The 20,653-nt window shown below is 36.4% G+C and carries 21 protein-coding genes; 3 read left to right on the top strand and 18 right to left on the bottom strand.

Annotated elements, in window-relative coordinates; translation table 11 throughout:
- Window positions 1-12: 12 nt before the first annotated feature.
- Window positions 13-1,083 carry a DUF3810 domain-containing protein gene (locus ACFQ13_RS08400; protein WP_386116165.1) on the bottom strand — a complete coding sequence of 357 codons (1,071 nt, stop codon included), beginning with the start codon at window positions 1,081-1,083 and terminating at the stop codon, window positions 13-15.
- A gap of 117 nt (window positions 1,084-1,200) precedes the next feature.
- Between ACFQ13_RS08400 and ACFQ13_RS08395 the strand changes: the two genes are divergently transcribed.
- Window positions 1,201-2,664, top strand: a complete 1,464-nt coding sequence (locus ACFQ13_RS08395; protein ID WP_386116163.1) for an aminoacyl-histidine dipeptidase — start codon at window positions 1,201-1,203, stop codon at window positions 2,662-2,664.
- Between the two features lie 85 nt (window positions 2,665-2,749).
- On the opposite strand, the gene ACFQ13_RS08390 is transcribed toward ACFQ13_RS08395, so the two are convergent.
- From ACFQ13_RS08390 to ACFQ13_RS08380, 3 genes are read right to left on the bottom strand one after another with little or no spacing between them, the layout of a single operon-like run.
- The gene (locus ACFQ13_RS08390; RefSeq protein WP_386116161.1) at window positions 2,750-3,970 is read right to left on the bottom strand and encodes a peptidylprolyl isomerase; all 1,221 of its coding nucleotides are present in this window, start codon (window positions 3,968-3,970) and stop codon (window positions 2,750-2,752) included.
- Window positions 3,963-4,496: a gliding motility-associated peptidyl-prolyl isomerase GldI gene (gldI, locus tag ACFQ13_RS08385; protein ID WP_386116159.1), complete on the bottom strand. Its 534-nt coding sequence runs from the start codon at window positions 4,494-4,496 to the stop codon at window positions 3,963-3,965. The genes ACFQ13_RS08390 and gldI overlap by 8 nt, the downstream gene beginning before the upstream one ends.
- A 35-nt stretch (window positions 4,497-4,531) precedes the next feature.
- Window positions 4,532-5,551, bottom strand: a complete 1,020-nt coding sequence (locus tag ACFQ13_RS08380) for a DHH family phosphoesterase (RefSeq protein WP_386116157.1) — start codon at window positions 5,549-5,551, stop codon at window positions 4,532-4,534.
- A 297-nt stretch (window positions 5,552-5,848) separates the two neighbouring features.
- On the opposite strand from ACFQ13_RS08380, the gene ACFQ13_RS08375 reads away from it, so the two are divergent.
- Complete coding sequence (locus tag ACFQ13_RS08375) at window positions 5,849-6,268, top strand: nucleoside-diphosphate kinase (RefSeq protein ID WP_114308928.1); 420 nt, start codon at window positions 5,849-5,851, stop codon at window positions 6,266-6,268.
- Between the two features lie 257 nt (window positions 6,269-6,525).
- Here the strand turns inward: ACFQ13_RS08375 and ACFQ13_RS08370 are convergent, their stop codons facing one another.
- The 4 genes from ACFQ13_RS08370 to ACFQ13_RS08355 form a co-directional block, all read right to left on the bottom strand.
- A complete protein-coding gene (locus tag ACFQ13_RS08370; RefSeq protein WP_386116155.1) occupies window positions 6,526-8,745 on the bottom strand; it encodes a TonB-dependent receptor in 2,220 nt (739 codons plus the stop codon).
- Between the two features lie 20 nt (window positions 8,746-8,765).
- Complete coding sequence (locus ACFQ13_RS08365) at window positions 8,766-10,043, bottom strand: tetratricopeptide repeat protein (RefSeq protein WP_386116152.1); 1,278 nt, start codon at window positions 10,041-10,043, stop codon at window positions 8,766-8,768.
- A gap of 98 nt (window positions 10,044-10,141) precedes the next feature.
- Window positions 10,142-10,717 (bottom strand): DUF4331 family protein, encoded by a 576-nt coding sequence (locus ACFQ13_RS08360; protein ID WP_386116150.1) that lies wholly within the window; start codon window positions 10,715-10,717, stop codon window positions 10,142-10,144.
- A gap of 93 nt (window positions 10,718-10,810) precedes the next feature.
- Window positions 10,811-11,464 carry a DUF4331 family protein gene (locus ACFQ13_RS08355; protein WP_386119405.1) on the bottom strand — a complete coding sequence of 218 codons (654 nt, stop codon included), beginning with the start codon at window positions 11,462-11,464 and terminating at the stop codon, window positions 10,811-10,813.
- A gap of 150 nt (window positions 11,465-11,614) precedes the next feature.
- Between ACFQ13_RS08355 and ACFQ13_RS08350 the strand changes: the two genes are divergently transcribed.
- A complete protein-coding gene (locus ACFQ13_RS08350; RefSeq protein ID WP_386116148.1) occupies window positions 11,615-12,790 on the top strand; it encodes an LETM1-related biofilm-associated protein in 1,176 nt (391 codons plus the stop codon).
- Window position 12,791: 1 nt separating this feature from the next.
- Here ACFQ13_RS08350 and ACFQ13_RS08345 read toward each other — a convergent pair whose 3' ends face one another.
- The 10 genes from ACFQ13_RS08345 to ACFQ13_RS08300 form a co-directional block, all read right to left on the bottom strand.
- The gene (locus ACFQ13_RS08345) at window positions 12,792-13,547 is read right to left on the bottom strand and encodes a LytR/AlgR family response regulator transcription factor (RefSeq protein ID WP_114308934.1); all 756 of its coding nucleotides are present in this window, start codon (window positions 13,545-13,547) and stop codon (window positions 12,792-12,794) included.
- 48 nt (window positions 13,548-13,595) lie between these two features.
- Window positions 13,596-13,916 carry a 2TM domain-containing protein gene (locus tag ACFQ13_RS08340; protein ID WP_386116146.1) on the bottom strand — a complete coding sequence of 107 codons (321 nt, stop codon included), beginning with the start codon at window positions 13,914-13,916 and terminating at the stop codon, window positions 13,596-13,598.
- Window positions 13,917-13,955: 39 nt separating this feature from the next.
- Window positions 13,956-14,300, bottom strand: a complete 345-nt coding sequence (locus ACFQ13_RS08335) for a 2TM domain-containing protein (protein ID WP_386116144.1) — start codon at window positions 14,298-14,300, stop codon at window positions 13,956-13,958.
- 11 nt (window positions 14,301-14,311) lie between these two features.
- Entirely contained in the window at window positions 14,312-14,632 is a 321-nt protein-coding gene (locus ACFQ13_RS08330) for a 2TM domain-containing protein (protein ID WP_386116142.1), read from the bottom strand.
- Between the two features lie 7 nt (window positions 14,633-14,639).
- On the bottom strand, window positions 14,640-15,992 hold the full coding sequence (locus ACFQ13_RS08325) for a histidine kinase (RefSeq protein WP_386116140.1): 1,353 nt from the start codon (window positions 15,990-15,992) through the stop codon (window positions 14,640-14,642).
- A gap of 6 nt (window positions 15,993-15,998) precedes the next feature.
- A complete protein-coding gene (locus tag ACFQ13_RS08320; protein ID WP_386116138.1) occupies window positions 15,999-16,622 on the bottom strand; it encodes a hypothetical protein in 624 nt (207 codons plus the stop codon).
- Window positions 16,619-16,804 carry a hypothetical protein gene (locus ACFQ13_RS08315; protein WP_386116137.1) on the bottom strand — a complete coding sequence of 62 codons (186 nt, stop codon included), beginning with the start codon at window positions 16,802-16,804 and terminating at the stop codon, window positions 16,619-16,621. Before ACFQ13_RS08315 ends, ACFQ13_RS08320 begins: the two co-directional genes overlap by 4 nt.
- A gap of 426 nt (window positions 16,805-17,230) precedes the next feature.
- The gene (locus ACFQ13_RS08310) at window positions 17,231-17,584 is read right to left on the bottom strand and encodes a hypothetical protein (RefSeq protein WP_386116135.1); all 354 of its coding nucleotides are present in this window, start codon (window positions 17,582-17,584) and stop codon (window positions 17,231-17,233) included.
- Entirely contained in the window at window positions 17,584-19,995 is a 2,412-nt protein-coding gene (locus ACFQ13_RS08305) for a penicillin acylase family protein (protein ID WP_386116133.1), read from the bottom strand. Before ACFQ13_RS08305 ends, ACFQ13_RS08310 begins: the two co-directional genes overlap by 1 nt.
- Before the next feature lie 359 nt (window positions 19,996-20,354).
- Complete coding sequence (locus ACFQ13_RS08300; protein WP_114308942.1) at window positions 20,355-20,651, bottom strand: DUF721 domain-containing protein; 297 nt, start codon at window positions 20,649-20,651, stop codon at window positions 20,355-20,357.
- Between the last annotated feature and the right edge of the window lie 2 nt (window positions 20,652-20,653).

Here is a 20,653-nt window from a genome sequence, read left to right as displayed (position 1 = left end):
ACAGATAAAAACTTATAAAGTTCTATTCTCGTAATAGTTAACCAATAAGGCTACAACGTAACTATAGCTTTTCATACCAGCAGATTGGTTATTCGCCTTTAAAAAATTATCAAAAGTCGATTCAAAAATGGGTTCAATGGGGTTTTCGTAAGATCTCCAGAATGTTTGTGTTTCTTGATAGTTTTTAAGTATTCCTGGATGTAAAGTAGGGAGTAGGCTATTGTAACGGTCTGGATTCCTTTTAAAAATTTCAGCTAAACAATACCGAAGCGCAAAGGTGTAGCCCGAATATTTAAAATAGAGGTCGTCGTTATGTATCGCGGCTAAACTGCCAATAAAGTTGGCTTCATTCTCAGCGGCAAAACCTAATTGATGTGCGGCTTCATGGCATGAAGTAGTGGGGTATTTGTAAGTCGGAATTAAACCATTCACTTGAGCTTCATTAGTAAAAGGATTTAAGTAGCCCGAAAACCCCATGTAGGTTAAAGCTAAGCTGTAAATTGATTTTTTAATGCTAACGGGCTCATAGTTAAGTTGTGGATAGTCTTCAGATAAATTCTGATACCCGTCTTTAACCTTACTTAAAATTTCAGGTTTGGTATAAGGCATCTCAATTTTTAAAGTATCATTGTTAACCAATTGAGTATGAATAGCATTTGATTTCTGGATTAAGCGTTCCGTAAATGCTAGTAATTGTTCCGTACTATATGTAGGGTTAAGGTCTAGAGATTTGTATAAAGGTTGACGGTAATAGTTAAACCCCCAAAAACAATGAAAAGCAAAATACATCAGTGAGAGGGTGGCACCAATATCTAAAAGCCATGTTTTTGTGGCTGTAAAAGGTTTTTTACGGTTTTTAATGAGCCATCTTATAATGGCGATACTTGCTAGGGTGTAAAAGAGATCTCCAATAGAAAAAGGAGCCCAACCAAAAGCATAGCGCATGGCTTTGGCACAATATACATAGATACCGTTACTGTAAAATTGTTCTACAAATTCGGGAAAATGTTTCAACTGCGATAAAAAAAGCAACTGAAGTCCAAAAAATAGAACGAGAATGAGTTTTAGGTGTTTTTGCATCATTCAAAAATAGAAAAAACATTGTATTTTCTTCTTGTTTTTAGGTAGAGAAACAAGTTGGAATTCGCCTTAGAAGAGCCAAACGTATTTTGTACCTTTGTGCATCTAAAAATAAGATTTATGAGTTCAGAAATAAGAGCCTTAGAGCCAAAAGCATTGTGGAATAAGTTTGCTGATTTAAATGCGGTACCGAGACCTTCAAAAAAGGAAGAGCGCGTTATTAAATTTATGAAGGACTTTGGAGAAGGTTTAGGTTTAGAAACGATTGAAGATGCAGTTGGTAATGTAATTATCCGTAAGCCAGCCACCAAAGGAATGGAAGATCGTAAAGCCATTGTAATGCAATCGCACTTAGATATGGTGCATCAAAAAAATAACGATACCGTTTTCAATTTTGATGAGCAGGGAATTGAAATGTTTGTAGAAGGGGATTGGGTAAAAGCCAAAGGGACAACCCTTGGTGCAGATAATGGTTTAGGAGTAGCAACAATTATGGCTATTTTAGAAAGTGATAGCATTGCGCATCCGGCATTAGAAGCTCTGTTTACTATTGATGAAGAAACGGGAATGACTGGTGCTCAAGGTTTAAAAGGAGGATTACTTCAAGGTGAAATTCTTTTAAATTTAGACACAGAAGAAGATGATGAGATTGGTGTAGGTTGTGCTGGTGGTGTTGATGTTACGGCTACTCGTACTTATGAGGAAGAAGAAACTCCGGAATTTAAGATTGGGTATACCATTACCGTTAAAGGTTTACAAGGTGGACACTCTGGGATGCAAATTCATGAAGGATTAGGAAATGCAAATAAACTCATGAACCGTATATTATTTGATGGTTTTGAAAATTACGGTTTGCGTATTTCTGAAATTGACGGAGGAAGTTTAAGAAACGCGATTCCTAGAGAAAGTAATGCTATTGTGGCAATTGATGCTATACATGAAGCGTTATTTGAAACTGAAATGGCGGCTAAAGCAGAGGCTTTAAAGTTTGAGTTTAAAACCATGGAGCCAGATTTAGAAGTACTTGTTTCTAAAACCGAAACTCCTGAAAAAATTATGGATTTAGGCGTGCAAGAAGGCTTAACGAGAGCGTTGTATGCTGCGCATAACGGTGTTTATAGAATGAGTCCAGATATTGAAGGATTAGTTGAAACTTCTAATAATATTGCTCGTGTTATTATAAAAGATGGCGCTGTTAAAATTGGTTGTTTAACGCGTAGTTCTGTAGACAGTACAAAAGAGGATTTAGCCAATATGTTACGTGCTACCTTTGAATTAACCGGATGTGAAGTTGAATTTTCTGGTGATTACCCAGGTTGGGCGCCTAATATGGATTCTGCCATTTTAAAAGTTATGGTACCTATCTATGAGCGTTTAAATAATGGTGAAAAACCTCATGTTGCTGCTTGCCACGCCGGATTAGAATGTGGGATTTTAGGTACCAATTACCCAGAGATGGATATGATTAGTTTTGGTCCTAATATTAAAGGGGCACACTCACCAGATGAACGTGCTAAAATTTCTTCAGCACAGAAGTATTGGAATTTTGTTTTAGAAATTTTACAACATATTCCTAAAGCTTAAGACGTCTAAAAGACAAAGCGATGATAAAATAAAAAAGCAGCTGTAATTAAACAGCTGCTTTTTTTTATGAGTTGAGGTCTTAAGATTACTTCTTAATGCTTACCAATTCAATATCAAAAATTAAGTTGGCACTTCCAGGAATTACAGGAGGATTTCCACGCTCTCCGTAACCTAAATAATAAGGAATAAAAACTCTGGCTTTATCACCGATTTTCATATTTAACATAGCTTCTCTAAAACCTGCAATTAAGGTAGCGGTTTCGTTATAAGGCATATCAAAAGGTTTGTAACGACCGGCTTTATCTTGTCTTTCGTCATATTTACCGTTTTTCTCAGCGACTTCTTTCCAAGTGGTCCAGAATAATTCGCCATTTTCTAAATAACCAGCACAATCAATGTTAACACGTTGTGTTGGGTTTGGTTTTACGCCATTACCTTCATCTAAAAAGATCATAGCCATCCCTGTTGGCGATTCTATTTTTCTACCGTCTAATTCTTCATTCTTTTTTAAGAATTCAACTTTAGCAGCATCAGCTTTAGCTTTAGCAGCTATTTTAGCTTCTTCGGCTTTCTTTTCAGCTTCTAATTTTGCTGCTTCAGCACGTTCCTTAATTTTTGGTAATTCTTCTGTAAAAACTTTAGGAGCATCAAACTTTTTCGCCGCTGTTCCTATTCTGATGATGTTTAATTTTTCAATAACAACATCTTCTAAAGGTTTGTTAGTTCCACGTTGAACTTTTACATTAGAAATGGTATCTAAAACATTAAGTCCTTTTACCAATTCTCCGAAGACCGCATGACAATAAACTCTAGGGTTAGAACAGTCTTTTAAATTACCGTTAGCATCGTAGCCGTCTAACCAAGGTGTTGCTTTTTCAGTAATAAAAAATTGACTCCCGTTAGCATTAACGCCCGGGTTAGCCATAGATAATATTCCTGGTTTGTTGTGTTTAAGATCTTTTACTAATTCATCTTCAAATTTGTATCCTGGATCTCCAGAACCTGTTCCTGTTGGGTCTCCACCTTGAATCATAAAGTCATTCATAACACGGTGAAAGGTTAATCCGTCGTAATACGGTTTTCCTTGGAATTCTTCTTTTACTAAAGGATGATTTCCTTCTGCTAAGGCTACAAAATTAGCCACCGTTACTGGGGCTTGATCGTAAAACAATTTTGCCACCATGGTGTCTTTATTGGTTATAAACTCGGCATAAATACCATCTCCTAGGTCGGCATAACGCTCTTGGCAAGAAATATTGACCAATACTAATAATACAACAAATACAGTAAGTGCTTTTTTAATCATTTTTTTGGGTTATAGTGTTTAAAGTTACTTTGCAAATTAACGGAATATTAGTTCCTATTTTATAGTCATCTCCATAATATCCGAACGCTTTTTGCGATGGAAATATAAAGGTGGCTGTTTCTGAGGGTTTTAAAAGTTTTAAACCTTCTCGTAATCCGGTGAATAATTCTTCCTTGTCCATCGTATAGGTTTTAGAAGTATTCGCGTAAATTTCTTCACCTTCTAAATTAGACACATCAAAATTAAAGGTAACTACATCACCAAAAGTAGGTTGAATGGTATCGCTTTCAATCTTATGATTGTAGTGGTACCAAAAACCGCTTTCAGAAGCGATATAATCTTTATCGGGATTATTTTTTATAATTTTTGAAATTTTCTTGTGCTCTAAGGCATTCAGTTTTTTACTGCGTTCTACAGAGGCCTTTAAAAAGGAGCCCGATTGAACGGATTCTGGTAAGCGGGGCTCAGGGCCTTTACAGCTTAAACATGCAAGCAGCACTAAGGCTAAAAGAGGCAGGGTTTTCATGTTATACGTTTTTATTTTCACGAGTGAAGATGGGTTTATTGGGACAATTCATCTTTATACTGTGGTAATATACTAATAAAATTATTTACCGTAGTTTCCATATCCGTTTCGCTACGTCCGCCAGCGGCATTTGTATGTCCACCACCGTTAAAATGGTTTCGTGAAAAGGTATTCACAGAAAAATCGCCTTTGCTACGTAAAGAGATCTTTATAATCTTATCTTGTTGACTTTCAATAAAGATAGCCGCAAAAATAATTCCTTTAAGCGATAGGGCGTAGTTTACAAAACCTTCAGTATCACCTTTTTTATAATTAAAGGCATCGAGTTCCGCTTGGGTTAAGGTTATATAGGCCGTTCTTAATTCTGGAATCACCTTTAAATTTTGTAAAGCTCTTCCTAAGAGTTGTAAGCGGCTATAGCTGTTGGTATCGAAGGTATTATTATGAATTTGAGAATTGTTGGCGCCTTTAGCAATAAGTTGCCCTATTACTTCATGCGTTCTATGGGTTGTTGCCGGAAAACGGAAAGATCCCGTATCGGTCATAATACCTAAATATAAACAGGTGGCAATATCTGCGGTGATACATGCCAAATCATCTAACATTTCTATAAAATTGTAAACCATCTCACAGGTAGAAGACATGCTTACATCAGAATACATATAGGTAGCATAGTCGTCAGGTTGTTGGTGATGATCTATCATTATCATGGTAGCGGTCGCTTTTTCTAAAGCTTCAGCCATCAATGGTCCTGTACGGTGAAAGGCATTAAAGTCTAAAGTAAATATAAGCTGAGCGTCTTGTAACAGCGCGTTACAAACTTGCGGTTGTGTTTCGTGTTTTAAAACGGTATCATCTCCGGGTAACCATTTTATAAAATCAGGATAGTCATTAGGAGCAATAACGGTCACCTTATGGTGGTGTTGTTTTAAATAATGGTAAAGTGCTAGTGTAGATCCCATAGCATCGCCATCGGGATTTCTATGTGGTACAATTACAATAGCCTTAGGACTACTGAGTAGGTCTTTTAAATCTGAAATTTCGGTTTTTGTCATAGTAGGCGAAGATACGTTTTTTAGATATTTTGATTGAGGGTTTTATAACGAAATTAAGACATTGTTTTGAAATGAATTGAAAGGTCTAACCTATTCATTATTTTTATAAAATGGTGTTTTCTGTTTGAATTCTTCTGTGAAAGGCCGTAGAATAGGGGAAAGGCCATCTATAGATTAAAGGAAAGGATTCTAGACCGAAAGGGTTTAGAGCCTATTTTAGTAACAATAATTTAATAAAAACAGGCCTTGATTTGTTAGAGAAATACATTACTTTTGCAGCAAATTTAAAAAAGATACATGGCAACTAACAGAACATTTACAATGCTAAAGCCTGATGCTGTTGAAAAAGGACACATTGGCGCAATATTAGAAAAAATTTCAGCTTCAGGATTTAGAATCGTAGCAATGAAATTAACGCAAATGACTAAGGCTGACGCTGAGGAATTTTACGCAATTCATAACGAAAGACCATTTTTTGGTGAATTAGTAGAATATATGACTCGTGGCCCTATCGTTGCAGCTGTTTTAGAAAAAGAAAATGCTGTTGAAGACTTTAGAACTTTAATCGGAGCAACTAACCCTGCAGATGCAGCCGAAGGAACAATCCGTAAGTTATATGCCGCTTCTATCGGTGAAAACGCTGTTCACGGAAGTGATAGCGATGAGAATGCAGCTATTGAAAGCGCTTTTCATTTTGCAGGTAGAGATATGTTTTAAGCATTATACATACCATAAAAAAAGACCGTCTTTTAGAGATGGTCTTTTTTTTGTCCCAAATTTAAGCATAGGCTTTTTTTGAAATACGATATAAAAAAACACCTGCTTTTTCAAACAGGTGCTTCACCAACAAAAAAACTCAAAAACATCATGAAGATTTCATGACCTGATTAATCTTAAACAAAAATTAATCTTCTCTGTCAGTTTTCTTTCAACATAACTTAGTCTGCTTCCCCACACACTAAGGTTGAAAGGTTTTAAAAACGGTAACTTACTGTCCCTTTAAGAAAGAACGGAGTTCCTGGTGTAAAATGAATTTCTTCAACAGATTGTGCTTCGTTTTGCAAACGAGATTCGGTGGCAAACTGAGTTTCATTCCACTCCACATCAAATAGGTTTTCTATGGCAATTCCGAAGGTGACATTATTAATGGTGTAATTCGCGTTAAAATCGGTCACCATATAGCCTTCAGCAACAATAGAATTGTCTTCATTAGCCGCTCTATCATCTAAATATCTAAAACGTAAACCTCCTGAAAAGCCTTTGTAATCATCCACAGCAAGACCTCCTACTAACGTGAAATCTGGCGCTAGAGGAATGTAATCTTCACCGTCTGCTTCCTCAATACTTCGGGCATGGGTGTAGGTTGCATCCGTATCTAAGAATAACCAATCGTTAAGTTGATAGCGTAAGCCTAAATCCACACCTAAACGACGTGTTTTTCCGCTAGGCTCTACAATTCCGGCATCGCCCACGTACACAAATTCTTGTTCTAAAAAGAGATACCATAATGCTGAATTAACCACTAATTTTGGAAAGGGTTTCCAGATGGTTCCTAAATCTGCACCATAAGAGCGTGGTAAAATATCTTCTCCGCCATTAGCCACTACAACTCTAGTGTCGTTGGAGTGGAATCCTAAGCCAGACTTAAGGTATAATTGTAAATTATCTTGTGCGGTATAGTAGAAATTTAATTTAGGACTTAATAAGGTTTTTGTTTCCGATAGGGTTTCATAATTTGTTTGTAAAGCATCGTTATACATAAATTTAAAATAATCGAAACGTAAGGCTGGGGCAATTTTAAATTTTCCAAAATCAAAAGTCGCATCCACAAAAGCATCAATATTAGTTTGGTTAATGTCACCAAATTGAATACGCTCTAAGGTGGTACTTCTGTTTAATGTTCTTGAAAGTTCTACATCGTCAGAAATATCATGTCTTAAGCCTAAGCCAGAGGTTACAATTAATTCGGTGTCACCAAGATTGGTGTTATGAGTTATAGCGGTATTGACACCAAAGATATTTCGATCTTCTTTTTGAAAGATTTGATCGCCATTAACAGGATCTTCTAAGAAAAAGGTGAAGTTTGAATAGAGTTCAAAAGCGTAATGCGAATAGAATGCATTTGTACTTATAGAGGTATGGTCAGAAATGTACTTATCAAAGCTAACATTAAGATTGGTACGTTGGGTTTCACCGCCTTCGGTATCGTCAATCGCTCCGAATCTAGAAATATTACCATTATCGACTTCACGTTGTGGAATTTGCCCTGAAGCGTCCCAACGGCTTGTAAAATGCGAAGCGGTTAAGGTGAGCTTATCATTTTCTGGAGAAAAGTGAACGTATTTTCCAAAGAGGTTAAGACGGTTAAAATTTTGAGGCGATTCAAAAGGACCATCGGTACTAATGTACTCTAAGGCAACATAAGCGTTTTGGTTCTTTGTGTCTTCTAGTAAATCGAATAAACCTACGGTTCTTAAGCTATTAAACTGTCCGACAGAGAATGAAATTTCACTCGTTTTTAGGTAATCTTTAGTGCTAAAATTTACATAACCTGCGGTGTTAAAATCACCTTCTTTAGCATAATAAGCCCCTTTTCCGAAGTCAATTTTATTGACAGTTTCTGGGATTACAAAATGCAGGTCACTGTAACCTTGCCCATGGGCGTGAGACACCATATTTACGGGCATCCCGTCTACCGAAATAGAGACATCGGTACCGTGATCTATATCGAAGCCTCGTAAAAATAACTGTTCGGCTTTTCCGCCACCGGCGTGCTGACCTATAAATAAGCCAGGAACTTTCCGTAAGACTTCTTGTGAAGAATTCACCGGGGTGATGTCTAAATCTAATCGGGAAATCGTGCTTACAGTATTTAACTCTTCAGAAATGAGCATCTCATCTAACTGAAACGCTTTTTCTTCTAAAACGATTTTAAGTGTTGCTACCGCTTCTAATGTTATAAATTTTGTTTTGTAACCGAGCAACCCAATTCTTAAAGAATCCCCTGGTTTAGTATGGTTAATTACAAATACGCCATTTTCTGAGGAATGCGCATGGCTTTCTGAGCTTTCGTTATAAATATAAGCGGCTTCTAAAGGTTGGTTAAGTTCATTGACAATAAGGCCTTTCTGATTTTGGGCCTGCGTGACAAATGAAAAACAACAGAGTGCAAAAAGAATAAAATAATGTTTCATGCTTGATTTTAAGGTGGTTACTATAATTGATTGATTTTTTGTTCCATTAGCGGTCCTAATTCATAGAGACTTGCTAATAATTCAGTCTTCAAAGGTAGGACTTTATCTGTGTTTCCGGAAGCTTTGTGGATTTCTGCAATGTGATATAATACGGCAGGTTCAAAGGTTTTTCCAACAACAAATTCATCCATAATAGCTTCCGCTTTAGCAATCTGTCCTTGTTTAAAATAACTCCAAGCGAGTAAGTCGTAAGATTGGGGAGTGGCTCTGTTTTCTATTTCGCGTTTGGCTAATTCTAAAGCCCGATCAGGATTCTCTAAATCTTCAGAAAATAAGAGTACATTATATTTATTATACATTTCGCCGTACAACTTATTGTCAATAGCAGCGAGGTAGTGGTTTAAGTATTTGGTTTTTAGTGAATCGTTATGCTTGTATTCGGCGATTTCAGCTTTAAAAAGATCGTAATCTGGAGCATTATAGTAGGTGGTAATATGGTTGAGAATTCTTAAGGCCTCATCAGGATTATTGTCATTAGCATAAGCGATCCATGCAATACCTTTTTTTGCATAGGCATTATTGGGGTCTAAGGCCAAAGCTTTTAAATAATAGGTGTAAGATTTGTTAATATTTCCGGCATGTCCGTAAAAGTCCGCGCTATTAGTATACGACCAGAGTTTAAGGTTTTTTAAATTTGAAGCTTCGGCAATAGCGGTTGCTTCTTCCATATGTTCTATGGCGGTGTCAAGGTTGCCCTTGTGATCTTCTAGTTTAGACAAACGGAGAAGGTAATCAAAGCTTGCCTCGTTTTTTATGTCATTAAGGTAGGCTTCGGCGTAGATGTAATTTCCTAATTCTAAATGCACATCAAAAAGCATTTTCTTAGTGCTGTTTAATTTTTCGCCATTTGATTCGGCTTGTTTTAATAAGACTAAGGCTTCCTTAAAACGATGTTGCGAAATATAATTACTGGCAATTTGTCTTAAAAGTCCGGCGTCTGAATCTTTAACTATAGCCTTAGCTTTAAGCAGGTCATTTTCAGCATCGATTAGATAGTTTATGTTTCCGGTGCTATTAAACACTTTTGTTTTGGCTTGGGCTCTACTGATAAAATAGGCATAAGGGCTACTGCTATTTTTAATTTTTAGGGTCCAAAAATCAATATCGTCTTGAAGGTCTTCAGCAGTTATTGCCGTGTTGAGGTAGGTGTTATAATCTGAGGATTTGGCGACCGTTTTTGAATCACAGCTCCATAAAGAAGCAATAATGAATAGGGGAAGGATATGTTTAAGTTGCATAATAGTTGTTTTTGAGTTGCTGTTATGATGTGGTTTTTAGTTAGAAATAAGCTAAAATGAGATGGTGAAATCTCATTTTAGCTTTTGTATTTAAAGATTTACCAAGGCGAAGCGAGGTAAGGGAAAGACGTTAAAAACGTTTTGTCGTTAGCGGCCACATTATCGCTTGTTAACCCTGGATATTCTGGGTTGGTTAAGCCATCTTCACCACCAAAAATTAAGATTAACTCTACGTCAATAACATCGTCGGTAAGGTTTCTACCAGTTAGGATATTAGTACCATCAAAAAAGGTGGTTGGAGCATCTAAGGATACCGTGAGAACATCGGTGGCTAAAACGCCTGTAAATTGTTCGGCTGTAAATCCTAAAGCATTGGCATCTTCTGGTGAGGCCGGATCGTAAGCAGGACTTAAAGCTTCTAATTTAGCTTGAAATGCAGCTTGAAACGCAGCTCCCATTTCAGAAGGAACGGTCGTGTTAAACGTATCTTTCATACCGTCGTTTACAAAGACCGTATTAATCGCTGGTCTACCCATTTGATCTTCTTGCATGTAAGTGCCAGAGAAATTAATTTCTGTTGGTGCGGTTGTATTGTCGTCATCGTCGCTACAGTTTACGGCTACTAATGAGACTGCAATGGCAAGGCTGAATAATTTTATCGTATTGAATTTCATAATTGTATATTTTTAAATGTGTTTATAGTGCTTTATCGTCTAAGGATAAGATTCACTTGTTAAAGTGATTTCTTAGTGGAAAGCCAATGGGGTTTATTGTTTTCTTTTAGATTCTACCCAAGTTTTAATGGTACCTGAACCACCAATCATAGATTTTGGAACTTCTACTACAACAGACAATACGTTGGTTCCGGCAAAAGTATCATCTCCAGGATTGTTAAAGCCTGAAGCATTTCCGGCGATAATTTCTGTATAGGTGTTAAAATCGAAAAAGAAAGGATCATCTCTAGGACCTGCGAAAAACTTCATACCCCCAAATTCTTCAACAATTGCTGACGCTCCATAGCTGGTAATATCTACAACAGCAGCATTTGATGAGGTTGAAACAATAGTACTGTTAAGTCCGGTTTGCGCTGGTGCTGTAGGACCAAAGAAATACATTTTACCATCTCTTGGTGTGGCTTGGATTACTAAATCTTCAACATTGTCATCATCGGTATCAATATTAAATTCCAATAAAACGTTTTCATCAAAAGTGGCACTGCTTGTGGCGCTAGGTGTTAGTAAACCTTGTACATTAGCTACTAAAACCAAATTGGAAGTTTCTTCACCTCTGAAGGCATAAAAGTCGGTAATGTCACTTGTTCCACCTTGAACGGCAGGAGCATCTATATGGTCTGCTGCGATGGCTACAAATGTGGCGATACTCAATACCGCTGTGGCGATTAAAATTTTTGTTTTTTTCATCATTTTTGAGATTTAGTTAATTATTTATTTTTGTCTCTGCACTACCTACGTAAAAATGTAAATGCCGGTTTTGTTAAAATTTTGTTAATGAAAAAAACATGGGCTATTTCGTTATAATGAATTAACTTTGAATTCTATAAACTGGATGTTATGAACCCATCAGCAAATGGCTGGATAAAGAAATTACTTAATGAGGTGTCTGAAACCATGTATTCTGAGACCGAGGATAAGGTGTTCTATGGGGACTTAAAACAAGCAGGATTTATTTACGGAAGCAATATTAAAATTGTATTAAATATTGTGAAACCCTTTGATCTCAGTGAGGAGGAGCGTTGTAAAATTAATCTGTTATTAACCTTTTATTTTGTCTACAGTAAGGCGCAAACAGATGAAGGTTTTACCGACAGTCTTATTCGGTATTACAAAACCATTAGTGATCAGAAACGGTCGTTTTTTGAAGATTTATTTAGTGACAAATCGCCCGATAGTTTGCTTGAAAAAATCATTCATAAACGCATTCATATTGATGATAATTTTATTTCAAAAAGTTTTAATTATTTCTTAATTAATGCCCTTTTGTTTGTTGATGTGTTAGGTTATCAACGTTTTTTAAAAGAACCGCATGCGATTAGATCTTATGTGACGCGTTTAGAATTTGCCCTAGAAACGATTGTGTTTTCGGTTATTGAAAATAAGTCTGAAAAATCGGAATATGATAATAACCTTATTCGCTTATTTGAAAGTTCTATAAGGCATAAAAATGCTGAAGTTTTAAATTATAAGGATGCTATTGCGAGTATTTATACGCCTTTAGAAAAGTTATATGTTGTAGACTTGGTCTGTATGGCTTCATGGACGGACAAAGTTATTGATGATGAAGAACAGGCCTTTTTAAAACAACTAAAAGCCGATTTAAATATAGACGCTAGCATTATTTTAAAATCTATTACAGATATCAATCTGTTTTATGATGAACATAAGCATGAAGTAGCCTTTTTAAGTTCTAAAAATTTAGCTCAAAGTTTTTATGATAACAGTACTAAGGTGGTGGCTAAACTAATACATCGCAATAGTAAACGCTTAATTAAGGAGTTGTCTGAGAGTAAAGAAGCCCTGTATTTACTGACGCAGTCTACCCAACGCAATCTCACAGACGAAGAGCAAAAAAAAATACAAACCCAACTTATGGATATCTTTAAGTCCATACCGAGTTTGGCTATTTTTATGTTGCCCGGAGGGATGTTATTGCTGCCTTTATTTATAAAATTTATTCCTAAATTATTGCCTTCGGCCTTTGATGACAATCGTATTGAGGATAAGCCTTAATTTATTCTAACCAATTTTTAAAATCCTTAACACGTTCTCGGGCTACAATGATCTCTTGGTCTTTATAGTGCTGCAATTTAATTTGTAGTCTAGAGTTGGTGTAGCTTATAATATCTTTTATCGCATTGATATTAATGTAGAATTTACGACTGGTTCTAAAGAAAATATCGGGTTCTAAGTCGTTTTCTAATTGATCTAAGGTTGTATCTAAGAGGTAATTTCTGCCTGTATTGGTGTAAGCGTAGGTTCCTTTATTTTCGCTATAGATACATTCTATATCTTCAATATTAATAAGTTTTAAATGTTGCCCTACTTTAACCGAGAATCGTTTTTTATAATCGCGCTCAATGGGGTTGACCAATAGGTTTTTAATATCGTTAAAATCTAGGGTTACGGCCTGTTTTTTAGGTAATCTTACGCTGTATTTTTCAACCGCTTGGGCTAAATCATCATCATCTATAGGTTTTAGTAAATAGTCAATACTATTCAGTTTGAAGGCTTTTAAAGCATACTCATCATAAGCCGTGGTAAAAATGACTGCCGATTTAATTTCTACGGCCTCAAAGATTTCAAAAGATAAACCGTCACTGAGCTGTATATCTAAAAATATCAAGTCGGGATGCGGGTTATTGTTAAACCAATCTATAGCTTCTTCAACAGAATGCAATAGCGTTTCTGCATGAATTTCTAAGCTGTTTAATTGACGTTGTAAACGTCTAGCTGATGGTTTTTCGTCTTCAATAATAATTACATTCATAAGATTGTGCTGTAGTTTTAAACAATGTACTTCATTAAGAGGTTCGTTTTATTCCCAAAAGTTGTGTTCTTCCTTATCTTTTTCTTGCTCCAAATATTGTTCTCTTTTGCGATCTTCCCAATTTTTTTTAAAAATAGAACGGTTTTTAAAAACAGTTAAGCCGTGAACAATAATAAAAACGGTCCACGCCACCATAACGCTGAGGTTAAGGCTGGTAATATTATTTTTATAAGGACCTGCTACAATGTATAAATTGTATAAAAGTAGCCCTATTACAATGCAATATCCGATGAGGTGAATATAGAATATTTTAACTTTACGTAGCTGTGCTTTTGCTTTTTCAAGCTTATCTTGATCCTGAGGTGACATGCTGTTTTAATTTAAAGTGTTCACTGTTAATTGGTGAGATTATTCCCAATGTTGCTCTTCGTCGTTCATATACTTTTCGATTTTACGTTTTTCCCAATTTTTTCCGAATAAGAAATCGGGACCAAAAACACCCAAGAAATGAAAAAGAAGACCAATTCCCCAAAAAAATGCGGTGGCATAGGTACCAAAACTGCTAAATCCTTGATTAGAATTGATGCCAATCAGTACAATTAAAAAGATGTTCACAACAACATAGCTTACGGCGTGCCAGTAAAAACCAACGATAGCATCTACTTTTTTCTTCGCCCTTAAATAGGCTTCCTCTTTTTTGAAGTCGGTATTCGTTTTCGGGTTGTCATAAGGTTCTATAGAATATTTTTTCATAAGACTAGAATTTAAGGGTTTTGTAATTCATCTTTCATGAATTCTTCAATTTTTTTAGCTCTCCATTCGTCACCAAAGAACACCAGGATTTCAAACGCAGATAGGGCATGGAGTACAAGAGCAACACCCCAAACTATCCAAGTAATGAGTGTTGAAAAATCTATTAAAGCTTCCCAAAAAGTTTCACCGTTGTTTAGGTTATTCATGATTTTTACGGCAGAAATAACGGTGTTTATTACAACAAAAACACAGAGGTGGGTGTAGAAACCTTTTAATTTTTCCACCTTAGATTTTGCTCTTTGATACGCGTTGTTAGAATAATGTGGTTTCATAGTTTTATTAATTATAGCGTTTCGTGTCTTCTTCTTTTCGCATGTATTCTTCAATTTTTCGGGCTTCCCAATCCGATCCAAAGGCTTTATGATTGACAAAGACTTTATAGGCTTGTATGCTTAGGGCTAAGCCCCAACCTAGCAAGGGAAACCAAAACCATTGTATGGTAAAATAGGAGTAACGGTACCAAATAAAAATTAAAAAAGGAATGACCACACAGTAAGAAATTAGGCTGTAATAAAAGGCTTTAAGTTCTTCTACACGCTTTCTGGCTTTTACGTAATCGTTATTAAGTCGGGCTTCTGATTTTTCTATCGTTCTAATCATTGAAACTTGTTTTGTTAGCATAGGGAGCGCAACTAAAAAGTCGTTCTCTCTTTGGTTAATTTGTATTTTTCTGTTGGTAAGCAAAGCATACCGTTGTTTTATGTTTTCTAAGCCAACCCCGCTACTTTTTTTAACAATCTGCTTGGGTTGTAAGTTGTTCATCACCACTAAGTGGTTGTTGTCTTCATATATAATTATATGTAATGGCTTGGTCGATGTGACCATATTATGTTTTACAGCATTTTCTAAAAGTAACTGTAAGGCAAGCGGTACCACCTTGCTTTCTGGGTTCGTGGCTTTATCCGGGATCTCAAAAATGATGCTATCTTCAAAGCGCATTTTTAAGAGTGACATATAAGTTCTTGCAAAATTTAGCTCCTCATCTACGGTAACCAATTCTTTGTTTTTTTGCTCTAAGACATAGCGGTAAACTTTAGATAAAGAGGTGGTGAATTTTTGCGCATTTACAGGGTTTTCTTCAATTAGGCTCGTAAGAACATTTAAACTGTTGAACAAAAAATGAGGATCTAACTGATTTTTTAAAGCGTCAAATTTTGCACTAGCGGTTCCGGCAATAACCTTTTGCTCTTTAATTTTATTTTTCTGGTAGCGATTATAAAAATAAATAACATGAAATATGGTAACGATGGTTAAAGTAATCCATAAGCCAAATGAGTAACCTTGCCATGTCTCTCTTTCAAAAAACGTGGTTATGTCAATGTTGTAAATCACCGTAGAAATAAATAAGCGAAGGGTAAATAGCACGATTAAGGTAAGGACGGTAGATCCTATAATGCCGTAGATAATACGTTTTAATATGTCGTTATTCTCCCACTTTTGTTTTTCCATATAATCGAAAAACCCCATGTTCGTATAGCCTAAAGCAAAGGCATATAATTGGTAGAACCCAAAGTCGGTAAAAAAATCACTGACCTTTTTATAGTCAAACCCATTAGATAATAGATTGCCTATAAGATAAACGGCTGTACCTATTAGAAACGTGAGTATAATTTTTTTTAAAGACTTTATCATGGTGTATTAAGATTTACATTGTTTAGCAACCCTAAGTGCGCGTTCTTTACCCCAGTTAGGATGTATAGCACTCTTTGGCTTAAAGGTATCAAAAAGATTTAATGCGGCTTCAATGTCTTCACAATATGGAGCGGTATCTTTTCCAAAATATGTAGCGCTTCCCATAGCCCAATCGGCTTTGCAAAAGGCCGCTCTTGGGTTTGTAGGGTCCAGCGTATAAGCGTCATGGTATAGGCTGTTAATTTGAGCGCTGTATTTCATACCATAAGTCATACCGTCATAAACCACCCAATTGGTTAAAACCTGAGCTTGCATAATAAGAAGTTCTGGGTTGTTCTCGCTAATGGCCTGTGCTAGATCTAAGTGCTTTTGAGCTTTATTTAATTGCGCTTTTAATACCGCAGCGTCTTTTTCAGTCCAGCTTTTAAGACTGTTTATTTGGGCAATGTAATAATGTGGTAGCCATTCTTGGGGTTCAGCTTGTGCAATTCGTTCAAATCTATTTTCGGCCTCATCTGTTTTTCCTATTTTCCAAAGTTCAAAGGCTTTAGTCATACCGGTTTCAAAATTAGATTGTGCATGCGTCACGGTGCTTATGGCGACGACTAAAAGAAGGATTAAATTTTTCATGCTGTGTTGGGTTTTAAGGGTTCTAAATTGTTTTCAAAATGATACATCTGTTTATTATTATTTGTAGATGTATTTTGATAATGCTTGAGAGGCTCTTCAGCTACAGTATTTACCGGTTTTAAGGTGTGGTCTGCAATACTAATGGCTATAAGAATTATAAGTTTTGAAAGTGTAATCATCATATATGCGATTTTGTATAAAGCAAATATCTAGAGATACTTCGGAATTAAATAAAGCGATATACCGAAGTGTCAATTTTTAATGATGAATTGTAATCTTGCTATAAGCGAATAAAAAAAAGCGAGTTTTAGTCTGAAGAAAATCTCTAAACGGCCTTTAGATTTGATCTGCTTTTTGAAGTGCCATTGAAGGCGTCAGCCTAAGAAGGCTTCTGTTTATGAGTTGTATAATAGTTGAATCGGAATCGGTAGACTTCATTGGTTCGCTAGAAGTTAGATAAGAAACTGAACTCCTTGAATGCAAATAGATAATAAAGTCTTACACACCTCAAGAAGTCTTAAAGTTGTCCTTTTGTTGAAAATGATTTAATACTGAAAGTGAGTTCCCTTAGCATATAAAAGATTGATGTATCGCTAACGGGGTCATACTTATTTTTTAATCAGTCTTCGCAATTGTGTTCCAAAAATACCAGCAATTCCCGCTGCTAATCCGCCTATTATTCCTGTAACCACCATAAGCAGATAAGGATTTCCCTCTAAAGGAAGTAAGACGGCAATACGTTTTGCCATGATAAAGTTGTTGGCAGCGCTTAAATAATAACTCCAAAGCAACCATAATAAAAAGATGCCTAAGAAAGGGATAAAGAATACAGTTGCTTTTTTTAGCGGAACGAGGAAGGCAGCTCCAATAGCCGCAAGCATTACAGACCACCAAGGTAAAAATAACGCGAATAAAAAAGCTAATACAATTGTAATACTAAAGTGGAGTAGGTTATGACGCATTATTTAAGAGGTGTTAAAGTTTGAGTTCCAATAATGACTTCCGTAGCCGTATCGTTGGGTAAAAAATGAAGTTGGTAATAGTCTCCGGCGGCCCATTTGTCAATAAAATTATCGTAAAACTGACTACCCGGATTACCCGATTGCCCACCAGGATAAATGCCTAAGGCGGTAGGAGGCGAGGTCATTTCTACAATCATCCGCCAAGACGGTCCCCAGTTTTCAGCGGTCGCATTGACAATGTTTTTTCCGCCACCAATAGGAATATTAAATCTAGAAAATGCCGGAAGTGCTTGTAATAGGTGTCCGGCAAAAGTGCCCTTGTAATTTACCCATTTAAGGCTGCCGTGTTTTGTCTTCCAGGCATTAAGGTTTTTAACGGCTTCACTAAAACTTAAACGGAACAAATCTTTAGCCGTTTCTTTTTCAGGTGTATTTATAAGATCCATAAAATCATCATCCCCATTGTTTTTTAAAAGCGCAATGGTTTGATAAGTAAATGGTGTGGTAAGGGCAGTGTTTTCAACCTCAAATTCATCCCAAACCATGTCGTAAAGCACATCCCACCAAGCTTTCCAAATACTAGGGCCAAATTCATCCATAGCATTATTATAATCCCAGTCTTTAGCCAATTGGTAAATCTCTTTTTCGTCAGAATTAAAATGGGTAGTGTCCATGCGAGACAGCATGTAAGGCATCAATTCTGATGCTTTTAAGTTATAATTATTGTTGTGTAGATCCTTAAAATCGTCAACACTAAATTGCGCTTTAGAGTTAAAATAATTGTTGATCACCCGATTGCGGTAGGTTTCATAGCCATCATTAAAAACGTAGAACGGATAAGCTTCATCTACTGGGGTTTGGTTAGCAGAACTTACAAATCCTCGCTTCGGATTTTTAACGTGGGCATTGAATTCTTGAGGGATAAAACTTTGCCAATCGTTTTCGGGTTGGCTTCCGTCCATTACAAATTTACCTTGACCTTCCCATTTGTTAGGGAATTGACCTTGAACCCATAGAGCAATATCCCCTTCAGTAGAGGCAAAAACAAAATTCTGTGCCGGGGCCACCCAATGTTTTAGCGCCTTTTTATAGTCCTCATAATTTTTGGCTTTATTCATTTCGGTAAATGTTTTTTGTCCATTTCCAGGAATAAAACCTGTCCACTGCATGGCGTAGCCCGATAAATTATTGTCCGATTTAAAATTTTTATCATAAACCACAGGACCATGATGCGTATACAACACGGTATCGCGGTAGGTTTCTTGGCCTCTAATTTTAATGTGTTCTACACGTTTTTTTAGAGGCACCCATTCTTTGTTGTATTTGTAATGCGTGCGATTGGTATTAAATTCAATTTTATACCAATCAATAACATCGCGTGTGGCGTTGGTTTCTCCCCAAGAAATATGTTCGTTAAAACCAGAAATTACACCTAAAGCTCCAGGAAGCGTAGCACCAAAAACATTATGACTTGGTGTGCTTAATTGCATCACAAACCAAATATTGGGTAAGTTTAAACCGAGGTGAGGATCATTGGCTAAGATGGCATGTCCTATAGCTGATTTTTCTTTAGACACCGCCCAGTTATTACTCCCGTAATTGGGGTCGGGCTTGGTAATGGTTTCAGCAACGGCTTCTAAAACAGGTTCCATATTAGGATGTGGTGTCTGCGGGACGTTTATAAAACTCCAGTCGTGATCTTTAGGAATAATAGGTTCTGTATGGTTATAAAAATCAGGAAATAATAAATCAAAACGGGCTTTGCCAAACAAACGTAAGGCATTTGTGTTTTCCATATCATTATCACCACCAGCCAACATTTTAGTCATATACATTAATAATAAGGCCGTTTTTTTAGGAGTCCAAGCTTCGGGTTGGTAATCCAATAACTTGTATTCTACCGGATAATCTTCAGGTTTTAAGTGTGCTATATAGCTGTTTACGCCATCGGCATAAGCTTGAACCTGAGCTAAAGTTGTTGGGTCTTCGCTCATTTTTTTGAGGGTTTGTTCTGCGCCATAAACCATACCGCGTCTTCGTTCTTGTCGGTCGTAATTTAAAGCAGCTTCTCCTATAATTTCGGATAGACGCCCAGAAGCGGCAAAGGTTTGAAACTCCATCTGCCATAAGCGGTGCTTGGCGGTAAGATAACCTTGAGCACGGTATAAATCGTTTTCATTTTGAGCAAAAACATGAGGAATAAGTTGAGCATCATAGTGCACGGTGACCTTGTCTTTAAGATTTGGAATACTAAGGGTGCCTGTGATGGTTTCATCCGTTTCATTTTGCCAAATACCGGTGTAAGGATTGAGAAATTTTCCGATTGGAGGTACAGATCCAAATTTAACGTTTAATCCATAGCCCACAGAAAGCATTAGTAGAAAGGAAGCAATTAGTTTAATAGCGTTCATAAATAAAAATATAGAGAACTTAAAAATAAGGAATTATAGGCAATTTAATGACGCCCTAAGTGAAGACTCAAAATTTATAAAACTTTGAGTGGGGTTTATGGACTTCAAAAATCAAGCTAAAAGTTCAAATTGATCTACGCTGAGCTCCCTTAAATACAGGATAAAACGAACCTGTGTATAAAAGGAAATGAAAATTTTCAGAGTTATAAAGTTCTAAGTATTTTAAGCTTAAAGATGTACGCTAAGCGCTAAAAAGAATTGTAATAGAAGGAATGAGCCGTACAATAAGTTATGATTTGCACGAAATAAGGACTTAAAGTTTTAGAAAGGAATATATTGGTCCGCGTTTAGGCCATAATTTAGCGTAAAACCAATTTTTTAACCACGTCTTTACGGAGGGATTCATTAAGCATTTTTACAATTTTCTCCCTTCCGTAGCTAAGTTCTTCACGTAGCACACTAGAACTAAGTTGCACGTATAGCGTTCCATTTTTAAGTTCAATGGCTGTAGTGTAATTGTTAACACCATTTCCCATAAGTTTTGTCCAAGCTTCTCGGACATCCACCTTATCTAATCCCGATTGTAAATTATTGGTTTCAACAAATTCCTTTAAAATATCTTGTATGGATTGGTTGTCGTTATTGCGTTTTGCCATGG

This window comes from Winogradskyella rapida, assembly GCF_042675845.1.
GTDB classification, from domain to species: domain Bacteria; phylum Bacteroidota; class Bacteroidia; order Flavobacteriales; family Flavobacteriaceae; genus Winogradskyella; species Winogradskyella rapida.
This window is presented reverse-complemented; position numbering and strand designations above follow the sequence as displayed.